5 protein-coding genes are annotated in these 14,172 nt (G+C 69.2%); 4 read left to right on the forward strand and 1 reads right to left on the reverse strand.

What is annotated here, in order from left to right:
- Positions 1–47 precede the first annotated feature (47 nt).
- From KZX46_RS20800 to KZX46_RS20815, 4 genes are read left to right on the forward strand one after another with little or no spacing between them, the layout of a single operon-like run.
- Positions 48–1,388: an MdtA/MuxA family multidrug efflux RND transporter periplasmic adaptor subunit gene (locus KZX46_RS20800; protein ID WP_219775536.1), complete on the forward strand. Its 1,341-nt coding sequence runs from the start codon at positions 48–50 to the stop codon at positions 1,386–1,388.
- Positions 1,381–4,560, forward strand: coding sequence for an efflux RND transporter permease subunit (locus tag KZX46_RS20805; RefSeq protein WP_219777129.1), 3,180 nt, complete (start codon positions 1,381–1,383; stop codon positions 4,558–4,560). The genes KZX46_RS20800 and KZX46_RS20805 overlap by 8 nt, the downstream gene beginning before the upstream one ends.
- Positions 4,557–7,811, forward strand: a complete 3,255-nt coding sequence (locus KZX46_RS20810; RefSeq protein WP_219775537.1) for an efflux RND transporter permease subunit — start codon at positions 4,557–4,559, stop codon at positions 7,809–7,811. The genes KZX46_RS20805 and KZX46_RS20810 overlap by 4 nt, the downstream gene beginning before the upstream one ends.
- Positions 7,808–9,319, forward strand: a complete 1,512-nt coding sequence (locus KZX46_RS20815; RefSeq protein WP_219775538.1) for an efflux transporter outer membrane subunit — start codon at positions 7,808–7,810, stop codon at positions 9,317–9,319. Before KZX46_RS20810 ends, KZX46_RS20815 begins: the two co-directional genes overlap by 4 nt.
- Positions 9,320–9,403: 84 nt before the next feature.
- Here KZX46_RS20815 and KZX46_RS20820 read toward each other — a convergent pair whose 3' ends face one another.
- Positions 9,404–14,116, reverse strand: a complete 4,713-nt coding sequence (locus KZX46_RS20820) for an NAD-glutamate dehydrogenase (protein WP_219775539.1) — start codon at positions 14,114–14,116, stop codon at positions 9,404–9,406.
- Positions 14,117–14,172: the final 56 nt, after the last annotated feature.

Here is a 14,172-nt window from a genome sequence, read left to right on the forward strand (position 1 = left end):
CCGCGCTGCCGTATGGCGTTGCTGCGGCGCGCAATGGATGAGCAGTGATGAGTGACGCCGACCCCGGGCCGTACGAGCCGGAAGTAATCGTCGAACGCCCACGGCGGCGGTGGTTGAGCACGATCGTCGTGCTCATCGCAATCGCCTTCGGTTGCCTTGTCGCCTGGTATCTCGCGAGCAACGCCAAGTCGGGCGGGGCGAGCGGACCGCCAGGCGCGAGTGGTGCGCCCGGGTCGGGCGCCGCGAGCGGCGGTCGGCGTGGCGGGCGTGGCGGCGGCGGCGGCGGTATGGTGACTGTCGGGACGGCGACGGCGATCACCACCGACGTCCCGATCACGATCGACGCGCTCGGCACGGTCACCTCGCCGGTGACCGCGACGATGCGAACCCAGATTGCCGGGCGGCTATTCACCGTCAACTTCCGCGAAGGCCAGATGGTCAAGAAGGGCCAGCTTCTCGCGCAAGTCGATCCGCGCCCGTACCAGCAGCTGCTCGACCAGGCGAAGGGGACGCTGGCGCGCGACCAGGCCTTGCTGTCGGCGGCGAAGGTCGACCTCACCCGGTATCAGACGCTGCTCAAGCAGGATTCGATCGCGAGCCAGACGGTCGACACGCAGGCGGCGCTCGTTCGCCAATATGCCGGCACCGTCACCACCGACAAGGGCGCGGTCGGCGCAGCGCAGCTCAACCTCGGCTACACCAGCGTCAACGCTCCGGTGTCGGGCCGGGCCGGTTTGCGTGGGGTCGACGTCGGCAATTATGTCTCGCCCGGCGACACCGCTGGCATCGTCGTCATCACCCAGATCTCACCGATCGACGTGCTGTTCACGTTGCCGCAGGACCGTGTTCCGGCGGTGCAGGCGCGAATCCGCGCCGGTGCCTCGCTGCCCGTCACCGCGCTCGACCGCGACGGCGGCGCGGTCGTCGCGCAGGGGATGTTCTCGACGCTCGACAACCAGATCGACACGACCACCGGCACGGTCAGGGCGAAGGCGCGGTTCACCAATACCGACGGCGCGCTGTTCCCCAACCAGTTCGTCAATGCACGGTTGCTTCTCGACACGGTCAAGGGCGCGGTGACGATCCCGGCGACCGCGGTGCGCAACGGCCCGCAAGGTAACTTCGTCTTTGTCGTCGGTCCCGGATCGAAGGCGAAGTTGACCCCGGTGACGCTCGGCCCGACGTCGGGCGACAATGTCAGCATTACCAGCGGCATCGCCGCCGGGACGGTCGTCGTGACCGAAGGTGCCGACAAGCTCAAGGACGGCGGCGCGGTCATGCTGCCCGGCGCGCACGGCCGTGGCGGACCGGGTGCCGCAGGCGGCGACGCCGCTGGAGCGAGCAGCGGCGGCCATCGCCACCGTCACGCCGCCCAGCCCGATGGCTGACGCAGCCCCGCCGGTCGCGGTCCCGGCCGAAGACATCGGGCGCGCCAGCCCGTCGCGGCCATTTATATCGCGCCCGGTCGCGACCGCGCTGCTGATGATCGCGATCGTCTTGGCGGGCGGGGTCGGCTTCAAGCTGCTCCCGCTCGCCGCGCTGCCGCAGGTCGACTTCCCGACGATCCAGGTGACGACCGGCTATCCCGGCGCGTCGCCCGAAGTCATGGCGGCGACCGTCACCGCTCCGCTCGAACGCCAGTTCGGCCAGATGGAGGGGCTCAAGCGGCTGTCGTCGGTCAGCTCGGGCGGCACCTCGGTCGAGACGCTCCAGTTCAATCTCGGCCTGCCGCTCGATGTCGCCGAGCAGGAGGTCCAGGCGGCGATCAACGCGGCGACCTCGCTGCTGCCCGCCGATCTCCCCGCGCCGCCGGTCTATGCCAAGGTCAACCCCGCCGACGCGCCGGTCCTGACGCTCGCGGTGACGTCGAAGACCCGCCCGCTGACCGCGGTGCAGAACGTTGTCGACCAGGAGCTTGCGCAGAAAATCTCGCAGGTTGCGGGCGTCGGCCAGGTCAGCCTGTCGGGCGGCGCGCGCCCCGCCGTCCGCATCCAGGCGAACACGCAGCTGCTCGCATCGTTCGGCATCGCCTTCGACACGCTGCGCACCGCGATCGCCGCCGCCAATGCCAACGGGGCGAAAGGCAGTTTCGACGGCAATGCACAGGCGTTCACGATCGACGCCAACGACCAGTTGTCGACCGCCGACGAGTATCGCAACCTGATCGTCGCCTACCGCAACAGCGCGCCGATCCGGCTGCGCGACGTCGCGACGGTGATCGACGGGGCCGAGAATTCCAAGCTCGGCGCGTTCGTCGGCACCGAACCGGCGATCATCCTCGACGTCCGCCGCCAGCCCGGCGCGAACGTCATCAAGACCGTCGACGCGATCAACGCCATCCTCCCCGAACTGCGCGCCGGGATGCCACCCGACATCGAGGTGCGAACCCTCGCCGACCGCACCACCGGCATCCGCTCGTCGGTCCGCGACGTCGAGTTCGAACTGCTGTTCTCGGTCGCGCTCGTCGTGCTGGTGATCTTCGCCTTCCTCGGATCGATCCCGGCGACGATCATCGCCTCGATCGCGATGCCGATCTCGCTGATCGGCACCTGCGGGGTGATGTACCTGCTCGGCTATTCACTCAACAACCTGACGCTGATGTCGCTGACGATCGCGACCGGTTTCGTCGTCGACGATGCGATCGTCGTCATCGAGAACATCAGCCGCCACATCGAGGAGGGGATGAAGCCGTTCGCCGCTGCGGTTCGCGGTGCCGCCGAGATCGGCTTCACCATCATCTCGCTGACCGTCTCGCTCATCGCGGTCCTGATCCCGCTGCTGTTCATGGGCGACGTCGTCGGGCGGCTGTTCCGCGAGTTCGCCGTCGCTCTGGCGGTGACGATCGTCATCTCGGCGATCGTCGCGCTGACCCTCGTGCCGATGATGTCGGCGCGGCTGCTCAAGTCGCATTCGAGCGACAGCGGTTTCGCCCGGCGGACGCAGGCGTTGTTCGACCGCGTCGTCCACCGTTACGACGGCGCGCTGACGTGGGTGCTCAACCGCAGCGGGCTGACGCTGCTGATCTTCGTCGGCACGCTGGTCCTGACGGTGATCCTCTACATCGTCATCCCCAAGGGGCTGTTTCCGGTGCAGGATACCGGGCAGGTCCAGGCGGTCGTGCGGATGTCGCAGAGCGTCGCCTACGACCGCGCGGGCGTCCTCCAGAACAATGTCGCGCGCGCGCTCGCCGCCGATCCGGCGGTCCTCAGCCTCAGTTCGTATCTCGGCGTCGACGGGACCAACGCGACGCAGAACAGCGGGCGGCTGCTGATCAACCTGCGCGACAAGGGCGACCGCGACGGCAGCCTCGATACCGTCATCGCGCGGCTGCGCGACCGCGCGTCGCACGTCGCGGGGACGACGGTGTGGTTCCAGCCGGTGCAGGACCTGTCGATCGACGCCGAGACCGGGCCGACCGAGTATCGCGTCAGCCTGACCGGAGCGACCACCGCCGACGTCGCGACGTGGTCGGAGAAGCTCAGCGAGCAGATGCGGACGAGCCCGAAGCTCGGCGCGGTCGTGTCCGACGTCCAGAGCGAGGGCCTGTCGGCATATGTCGACATCGACCGCGACACCGCCGCGCGGCTCGGCATCACCGCGAGCGCGGTCGACGACGCGCTGTACAACGCGTTCGGCCAGCGGATCATCTCGACGATCTTCACCCAGTCGAACCAGTATCGCGTCATCCTCGAGGCGATGCCCGGCGAGCTTACCGGGGTTGATGGGATCGGGCGGCTCCAGCTCCAGTCGTCGACCGGTAAGGCGGTCCCGCTCGCCGCGATCGCGCGGATCGGCGCGCGGCAGGTACCGCTGGCGATCACCCACGTCGCACAGTTCCCGGCGTCGACGATCGGCTTCGATCCTGCGCCGGGCGTCAGCCTAGGGACCGCGGTCAAGTCGGTTCAGACCGCGGCGACGGCGATCAACATGCCGGCATCGGTCTCGCTGACCTTCCTCGGCGCGGCGGACGCATTCCGCTCGTCGCTGTCGAACCAGCTGTGGCTGATCCTCGCGGCGGTGGTGACGGTCTATATCGTCCTCGGCGTGCTCTACGAGAGCTACATTCATCCGCTGACGATCCTGTCGACATTGCCGTCGGCGGGGATCGGCGCGCTGCTGATGCTGATCGTCACCGGGAACGACCTCGGCGTGATCGGCATCATCGGGATCGTGCTGCTGATCGGAATCGTCAAGAAGAACGCGATCATGATGATCGACTTCGCGCTGTCCGCCGAGCGCGAGGGGGGCATGAGTTCGCGCGATGCGATCCACCAGGCGGCGCTGCTGCGCTTCCGCCCGATCCTGATGACGACGCTTGCCGCGCTGTTCGCCGCCGTTCCGCTGATGGTCGGCTGGGGCGAAGGGTCGGAGCTGCGGCGCCCGCTCGGCCAAGCGATCTTCGGCGGGCTGATCGTCAGCCAGATGCTGACCCTGTTCACGACGCCGGTGATCTACCTCGCGTTCGACCGGCTCGCGACCGGACGGCGCAAGGGCGGACCGCATAGCCGGATCACGACGAGGCCTGCCAAGGTCCCCGCCGCCCCCGTCTACGCCGAATGAGCCTGTCGTCGCCTTTTGTCAGGCGTCCGATCGCGACGATCCTGCTGACGATTGGCATCGCGCTGTCGGGAATCGCCGCGTATTTCGTCCTGCCGGTGTCGCCGCTGCCCCAGGTCGACTTCCCGACGATCTCGATCAACGCCAGTCTGTCGGGCGCGTCGCCGGCGACGATGGCGTCGTCGGTCGCGACCCCGCTCGAACGCCGCCTGGGCACGATCGCCGACGTTTCGGAGATGACCAGCCAGTCAGGCACCGGATCGACGCGGATCACCCTCCAGTTCAACCTCGACCGCGACATCAACGGCGCGGCGCGCGACGTCCAGGCGGCGATCGCGGCGTCGCGGGTCGACTTGCCGGCGACGCTCAGGTCGAACCCGACGTACCGCAAGATCAACGCCGCCGATGCGCCGATCATGATCCTCGCGCTGACGTCGAAAACGCGCAGCGCCTTCCAGATTTACGATGCGGTGTCGAACATCGTCCAGCAGCGGCTGAGCCAGGTCGACGGCGTCGGCGAGGTCCAGATCGGCGGCGGCTCGCTGCCGTCGGTCCGGATTGACGTCAATCCGCTCGCGCTGGCACACCTCGGCCTCAGCCTCGAGGACGTCCGCGCCGCGATCGCCGCGACCAATCCCAACCGGCCGAAGGGGACAGTCGACGCGGGCGGGCAGCGCTTCCAGATCTACACCAGCGCCGCGCGCCGCGCCGCCGCCGATTATCGTCCGCTGATCATCGCCTATCGCAACGGCGCGGCGGTCCGGTTGAGCGATGTCGCCGAGGTTACCGACGGCCCCGAGGATGCGCGGACAATCGGCCTGTTCAACGGCAAGCCAGCGGTCGTCGCGATCATCAGCCGCCAGCCGGGCGCGAACATCATCGCCGCGGTCGAGGCGGTCAAGGCGCAGCTCCCCGGGCTCCGCGCCGGGCTGCCTGCCGACATCGACATGGCGATCGCGTCCGACCGCACGACGACGATCCGCGCAAGCCTGCGCGACGTCGAGGTCACGCTGCTGATCGCGACGTTGCTCGTGGTGCTCGTCGTCAGCGTGTTCCTGCGGTCGTGGCGCGCGACGGTGGTGCCCGCGGTCGCGGTCGTGGTGTCGCTGCTCGGAACGCTTGGCGTGATGTATCTGCTGGGGTTCAGCCTCAACAACCTGTCGCTGATGGCGCTGACCGTCGCCACCGGCTTCGTCGTCGACGATGCGATCGTCGTGCTCGAGAACATCGTCCGCCACATTGAGGACGGGATGCCGCGGATGGAGGCGGCGCTGACGGGCGCGAAGGAGGTCGGCTTCACTGTCCTGTCGATCTCGATCAGCCTCGTCGCGGTGTTCATCCCCTTGCTGTTCATGGGCGGGATCGTCGGACGGCTGTTCCGCGAATTCGCGATCACGCTGTCGGCGTCGGTGATGATCTCGCTCGTCATCTCGCTGACGACGACGCCGATGATCTGCGCGTTGCTGCTCAAGGACAAGTCCGACGAGACGCCGGGACGGTTTGCGCGCGTGATCGAGGGCGGATTCGACCGAACGATCAGGGGATACGCCAAGGCGCTCGACTGGGCGCTCGACAATGCCGCGCTGATCCTGCTGATCCTCGTCGCGACGATCGGAATCAACGTCTATCTGTGGGCGGCGATCCCCAAGGGCTTCTTCCCCGAGCAGGACACCGGCTCGTTGAACGGCGGCGTCCGGCTCGACCAGCGCTCGTCGTTCGCCGTCTCCGCCGCAAAGCTGACCCAGCTGACGACGATCGTCGCGCACGATCCCGATATCGCGACCGTCGTCGGCTTCACCGGCGGCGGCGGCAGCCGTGGCGGCGGCGGCGGTTTCGCCTTCGCCCAATTGAAGCCCAAGGGCGAGCGCAGCAGCGGCAGTAATGCGGTCATCGCCCGGCTGCGCCCGAAGCTCGCGCGCGTCACCGGCGCGGCGCTGTTCCTCTCGCCGGTCCAGGACGTCCGCGTCGGCGGGCGGCAGGGCAATGCGACCTACCAGTACACGCTGTCGGGCGATGATGCCGACACGCTGCCGGGCTATGCCGACAAGATGGTCGCGATCCTCAAGCGCAGCAACGTGCTGACCGACATCGACGCCGACACCCAGCAGAACGGGGTGGAGACGTTCCTCACGGTCGACCGCGACCGCGCCGCGCGACTGGGAACGACCGCGCGCGACGTCGACAATATCCTGTACGACGCCTTTGGGCAGCGCGGCGTGTCGACGATCTACAGCGACCTCAACCAGTACAAAGTGATCATGGAGGCGGCGGCCCCGTTCCGCCTCAACCCCGATGCGCTGGCGAATATCTACGTCCCCGCGAACGCCCCGCAGGCGGCGGCGCGCGGCGGCGGGACGAGCGCAGTCGCGGCGGGCAGCATCATCGGCGCGACCGCAACGACCGCGCAGAACGCCGCCGCTCCCGCCGCCGGGTCGAACGGCGATGTCCAGGCGTCGGGCAGCGCGCTGTCGGCGGTGGCGTCGACAATGATCCCGCTCGCCGCGTTCAGCCACTACGACACCCGCGGGACGGCGTCGTCGATCAATCACCAGGCGGGATCGCCCGCCGCGACGATCTCGTTCAACCTCGCGCCCGGCAAGTCGCTGTCCGATGCGACCCCGGTGATCGCCGACGCGCTCGCACAGGTCCGCGCCCCAGCCGACGTCCACGGCAGCTTCGCCGGGACCGCGAAGGCGTTCCAGGACTCGCTCAAGTCGACCCCGCTGTTGATCCTTTCGGCGATCGTCGTGATCTACATCGTGCTGGGGATGCTGTACGAAAGCCTGATCCACCCACTGACGGTGCTGTCGACATTGCCGTCGGCAGGTGTCGGGGCGGTCATCGCATTGCTCGCAAGCGGCACCGAATTCTCGATCATCGCGCTGATCGGCGTCGTCCTGCTGATCGGCATCGTCAAGAAGAACGCCATCCTGATCATCGACTTCGCTCTCGCCGCCGAGCGTGAACAGGGGCTGTCGCCGCGCGAGGCGATCACCCGCGCATCACTGCTGCGCTTCCGCCCGATCGTCATGACGACGCTCGCGGCGGTCCTCGGCGCGGTGCCGCTGGCGATCGGGTGGGGCGAGGGTGCCGAGCTCCGCCACCCGCTCGGTATCGCGATCATCGGCGGCTTGCTCGTCAGCCAGGTGCTGACGCTGCTCACCACCCCGGTCGTCTATCTCGCACTCGACCGCTTCCGCCACCGTTCGCCTCAAGAGCGCGCGGCGGCGCGACTGCACCCGGAGTTCGCATGAAGCGTGTCCTGCCCATTGCCCTGACCGCTGCGTTGCTCGCGTCGTGCACCGTCGGGCCGAACTACAAGCGGCCGACCGACCTGACCCCGCCGGCATTCAAGGAAGCCGCCGGCTGGACGACCGCCGCGCCGGGCGACCTGCTCGACAAGGGGCCATGGTGGACGGTGTTCAACGACCCCGTCCTCAACGACTTGTGCGCGCGGATCGAGGTGTCGAACCAGAATGTCGCGGCAGCGGTGGCGGCGGTCGAGCAGTCGCAGGCGCTCGTCCGTGAGGCGCGTGCGGGCTATTTCCCGACGCTTGACATCACCCCGGCGGTGACCAAGTCGGGCGGCGGCGGCAGCAATGGCACGATCATCACCAGCGGCGGCGGGGTCAGCACGACGACCGGCACGGGCGACACCGGGACGGGAAGCGGCACCGGCAGCACGGGCAGCTCGACGGTCGGCTCGACCGGCAGCGGCGCGCGCTACCGGCTGACCGGCGGCGCCAGCTGGGAACCCGACCTGTGGGGCCGCGTCCGCCGGTCGGTCGAGCAGGCAAAGGGCAACGCCGCCGCAACCACCGCCGACCTCGCCGCGGCGCGGCTGTCGGCGCAATCGACGCTGGCGACCGACTATCTCCAGATGCGGTCGCTCGACGCCCAGATCGACCTTACCGTCGACACCGGCAAGTCGTACGACCGCGCGCTCCAGATCACGCTCAACCGCTATAACGCGGGCGTGTCGGCGAAGACCGATCTGCTCCAGGCGCAGACGCAGGTGGCGAGCACGCGCGGCGACCTCGCCGAACTCGTCCGCCAGCGTGGCGTCCTCGAACATGCGATCGCGGTGCTGACCGGCGAGGCACCGGCGACCTTCGTCATCCAGCATGCGGCGTGGGCCCCGGTCGTCCCCGCGGTTCCGGCGGAAGTCCCGTCGACCCTGCTCCAGCGGCGCCCCGACATCGCGGGGGCCGAGCGCCGGGTCGCCGCTGCCAATGCCGGTATCGGTATCGCGGTCGCGGCCTTCTACCCGAACCTGACGCTGACCGGGTCGGTCGGCCAGTCGGCGACGTCGATCGGCAGCCTGTTCAACGGCAGCGCCTTCCTGTGGTCGCTCGGCGCATCGCTGGCGCAGACGGTGTTCGACGGCGGGCTGATCCGCGGGCAGGTTGCGGCGGCGCGGGCGACGTGGCGCGAGTCAGTTGCGACCTACCGCCAGACCGTCCTGTCGGCGCTGCAGGATACCGAGGACCAATTGATCGGCGCACGCCAGCTGGCGGTGACCACGACACTACGGCAGGCGGCATCGGCGGCGGCCGACGAGACCGAGAAACTGACGCTCAACCAGTACCTCGCCGGGCAGGTCGACTACACCACCGTCGTGACTGTCCAGGCGACCGCGCTGACCGCACGGCGGACGCTCGTCACTGCAGTGGCCAACCAGCAGGCGACATCGGTCAGCCTGATCCGCGCGCTTGGCGGCAGTTGGGAAACGACGTACCGGACGCCGCCCCCCGCCGGATAAGCGCTGTCCTACACCTCTGGCCCTGCGCTAGCGGCGATCCGGGTCGGGTTGCCCACGGGTGGCATCGTCAACGCGTTCTCATCGTCAGCCCGCCATTGCCGCCCGCGCCTGGCTCGCCAGATGCGCCAGCATCGCCGTCGTTACTGGCCCGCCGCTCCGCGCCCGGGCGATCGGCCCAGCGATTCGCGCGAGGCGATCGGCGTTGGCGGCTTGCCAAACAGTGACGGCAGCGGTGGGGTCACCGCCCGCAGGTACGATCCGGCGGAGCAGGTCGAGTCGCAGCGCCTCGAAATCGCGGACCAGCCCCGCCTGGAGCAGCCGCTCCCACGGATCGGCAGGCGTCAGCGCGGCGGTCGCGCCCTTCGCCCAGTCGAGCCCGGTCGCTTCGCCGAGCCCGGTATAGGCGCTCGCGATCGCCGCCTCGGGAACGCCGAGATCGGCGGCAAGCAGCCCAGTGCCGATCGCGCCGTCGAGCGAGGTGATCCGCACCAGTTGCTCGGCGACATCGGCGGGTGCCCCCATCGCGGCGAGCCGCGCGGCGAAGCGGTCGATCTGCGCCTTAGGCTCGGGCCGGAGCAACTGGCCGAGCGCATCGCCGAGCCGCGCAATGCCGGGCGCGAGGCGCTCGACAAGTGCCGACGGCGCGAGACAGCTTCCCGCGCGCAGCAGGTCGGCCATCTGCATCCGCAGCGCAGCGACCGCGTCGACGTGGAGATCGAGGTGAACCGGCCCCGCGACCGGCGCGGCATCGATCGCCGCCCACAGCCCCCGGAAGTCGAACAGGTCGCGCGCGGCGACAAACGCCCCGGCGACCTCGGCGAGGTCGACCCCGAACTCCTCGGCGAGTTCGAACGGCAGCGTCAGCCCGCCCCGATTGACCAGTTCGTTCGCCAGCTTGGTCGCGATCAGCTCGCGCCGCAGCCGGTGGTCGTCGATCGCGGCGGCAAAGCGCTCCTGCATCGCCCGCGGGAACGCGGCGTGAAGGTCGGGGACGAGCAGCGCGTCGGTTACCAGCGGGCTGATGACGAGCGCGTCGTAAACCGCCATCTTGGCATAGGCGAGGACGACCGCGAGCTCGGGACGTTCTAGCCCCTGCCCCGACCGGCCGCGCTGCGCGAGGACCTCGTCCGACGCCAGTCCCTCGACCTTGCGGTCGAGCTCGGCGGCACCGTCCTCGAGCATCTCGATCAGCCGGATATGCCCCGGCAGCGCCGCAACGCCGCCACGCTCGGCGATGCTCAACGCCTGCGTCTGCAGGATGTTGTCGCGGAGCACGAGCGTCGCGACGTCGTCGGTCATCGACGCCAGCAGCTCGTTGCGCGCGTCCTCGGTCAGCCGCCCGGCGGCGACCTCGGCGTTCAGCGCGATCTTGATGTTGACCTCGTTGTCCGAGCAGTCGACCCCCGCCGAATTGTCGATGAAGTCGGTGTTGAGGCGTCCACCCTTGCTGGCGAACTCGATCCGCCCCGCCTGCGTCAGGCCGAGGTTCGCGCCTTCCCCGACGACCTTCGCGCCGATCATCGCGCCGTCGATCCGGTGGCCGTCATTGGCCCGGTCGCCGACGTCGTTGTTCGATTCGCCCGCCGCCTTGACGTAGGTGCCGATCCCGCCGAACCACAACAGGTCGACCTTGGCTGTCAGGATCGCGACGATCAGCTCCGACGGCGACAGCGTGTCGGCGGCGATGCCGAGCGCGGCCTTGACCTCGGCGCTGATCGGAATCGCCTTCTGGCTGCGCGGGAAAACCCCGCCACCGGGCGACAGCAGCGCCTTGTCGTAATCGTCCCACGACGACCGCGGCAGCACGAACAGCCGCTGGCGCTCGGCGACGCTCGCGGCGGCATCGGGGGTGGGGTCGAGGAAGATGTGGCGATGATCGAACGCCGCCAGCAGGCGAATCTCCGACGACAACAGCATGCCGTTGCCGAAAACGTCGCCCGACATGTCGCCGACGCCGACGACCGTCGTTGGTTCGGTCTGCACGTCGTGGCCAAGCTCGCGGAAGTGCCGCTGGACCGAAATCCACGCGCCCTTGGCAGTGATCGCCATCGCTTTGTGGTCGTAGCCGACCCGCCCTCCGGAAGCGAAGGCGTCGCCGAGCCAGAAGCCCGCATCGAGGGCAATCTGGTTCGCGGTGTCGGAGAAGGTCGCGGTTCCCTTGTCGGCGGCGACGACGAGATACGGGTCGGGTGCGTCGCGGCAGACGACGTGCGCGGGCGGGATGTTGCTGCCATCGACCGCGAGGTTGTCGGTCAGCGACAGCAGGGCGCGGACGAAGATCTTGTACGCCTCGGTTCCTTCGGCGAGCCACGCGTCGCGATTCGACGGTGCCGGGAGCAGCTTGGGGTAGAAGCCGCCCTTCGCCCCGGTGGGCACGATGACGGTGTTCTTGACCTTCTGCGCCTTGACCAGCCCGAGCACCTCGGTGCGGAAGTCGTCGCGCCGGTCGGACCAGCGCAAGCCGCCGCGCGCGATCGGGCCGTAGCGCAGATGGATGCCCTCGACGCGCGGGCTGAACACCCAGATCTCGCGGTACGGGACCGGGCGCGGCAGCCCGGGGACGGCGCTGCTATCGAGCTTGAAGGCGAGTGCCTCGGGGCCGCCGGGGACGAAGGCGTTGGTCCGCAACGTCGCCGCGATAACCGAGCGATAGAGGCGGAGGATGCGGTCGTCGTCGATCGCGGTGACATCGGCGAGCCCGGCGTCGATTGCGTCGGTCGAGGTGTCCTTGGCGCGCTCAAACCGCCCCCGGAAGAAGCTGATGAGGTCGCGGGTGATGCCGGGGTAGCGGCGCAGCGCGTCGACGACGGTCATCAGGCCGTAGCTGACCCCGGTCTGGCGGAGGTAGCGGAAATAAGCACGCAGCCAGCCCGCCTCCTCGGCGTCGAGCCCGGCGGCGATAACCAGCGCGTTGAAGCCGTCATTCTCCTGTGTGCCGAGCAGTACCGCGGTCAGCGCCGGTTCAACCCGCGACTTGAGCGCGGCAAGGTCGAAGCGTTCGGCTGTGTCGGCGGCTTCGAGGAGGAAATCATGGACCCAGCCTGCACCGTCATCGAGGTCGAAGGGGAACTCCTCGATTACCCGCAGGCCGAAGTTCTCGAGCACCGGGACCGCGTCCGACAGCGCGATGATCTTGCCCGCGCGGTAGATCTTGAGGCGAAGCTGGTGGGCCAAGTCGCCGTCGCGGCGGTAGAGCTGAACCGCACGCCCGTGGTCGTCGTCGAGCCGCGCCAGTGCGACCATGTCGGCTGCAGCCTCGACCGCCGAATATTGCGCGCGGTAACTCGCCGAGAACCCCTTGCCGCTGGCGAGCGTAAGGCGGGCGGCGCGCGCGGGACCGACGGCGTCGATCAGCGCGGTCTCGAGCGCTTCGTCCCAGCCGCGGACGAGCGCATCGAGCTGGGCGTCGAGCGCCGCTTCGTCGATCTCGCCGACGTCGTGCTGGACGGCGATGACATAATGGACCCGCGCCAACCCTTCGGCGCGCAGCTCGACCTCATACCGCGTCAGCGTGCCGTCGAACGCCGTCGTCAGCATCGCACCGACGCTCTCGCGGACGCCGCTGGTATAGGCATCGCGCGGGACGTAGACGAGCACCGAGACGAAGCGCCCGAAGGCATCGGCGCGCGCGAACAGCTTCGGCCGCGGCCGGTCGAGCAGCGACAACAGCCCGAGCGCCATCGTCCGCAACCGCGCCGGGGTCGTCTCGAACAGCTCCTCGCGCGGGAAGCCTTCGATGACATGCGCGAGCGCCTTGCCGGTATGCCCCTTTGGATCGAAGCCGAGCGCGTCGGTGATCCCCGCGACCTTGCGGCGGAGCAGCGGCACGTTGCGTGGGCTGGTCGCCAGCGCGGCGCTGGTGAATAGCCCGACGAAGCGCGTCTCGGCAATGGCGCGGCCTTCGCGGTCGAAGGTCTTGACCGCGATCAGGTCGGCGTTGACCCGTCGGTGGACGGTCGACAGTGCCCCAGCCTTGGTGATCAGCAGCGGTTCGGGCGATGTCAGGAAGCGCCGCAACGACGCCGACGTCGCCGGGCCGTCGTCGTCCCACACCTTGAATGCGGGATCGCGCAACAGCCCAAGCCCGGTCGCGTCGGGCAGCTCGTCGCCGTTGCCGTCGAGCGCGTAACGGCGAGTGCCGAGCAAAGTGAAGCGGTCAGCGGCAAGCCATTCGAGGAACGCCATCGCCTCGGCACTCGCATGCGGCGCGATCGGCGGCGGGTTCTCGCCGAGCGCGCGCGTCGACTCGTGGAGCATCGCCAGCATCGCCGGCCAGTCGGCGACGGCGGCGCGGACATCGTCGAGCACCCGGCCGAGCGCATCGAGCAGGTCGGCCCGGCTGCGCGCGCCGGCGCGTTCGAGCTCGATATAGATGATCGATTCGCGCGTCGCGCCTTCGGGGATCGGACCCGCGCCGATGCCGATCAGCTTGACCAACCGCCCGTCCGCATCGCGGCGGACGTCGACGATCGGATGGAGCAGCCGGTCGATCCCGAGCCCCGCCGCGGTGATCGCGAGCGACACCGAGTCGACGAGGAACGGCATGTTGTCGTTGACGATCGCCAGCGCCAGCCGCCGCCGCCCGGGATGCGCGCGCTCGGCGGTCGCGGCTTCGAGCGACACCACCGGGGTGCCCGGAAGCCTGACCGCCGCCGCCGCCTCGACGAAGGCAACGATCCGCGCCGCTGCGGCATTATCGATGTTATCGGCCTCGCCGGGCAATGCCGAATCGAACAATGCCGCCGCCAGCGCGCGTTCGCCGGGCGTTACCGCGCCGGTTTGACCAATCGTCGCCATGTCCAACTCCCGCTCCGGCTCGCGGCGCGCTTATGCGTCGCGCTGACGGCGGCGAC

It is taken from the genome of Polymorphobacter sp. PAMC 29334 (assembly GCF_019431245.1).
GTDB classification, from domain to species: Bacteria; Pseudomonadota; Alphaproteobacteria; order Sphingomonadales; family Sphingomonadaceae; genus Polymorphobacter_B; species Polymorphobacter_B megasporae.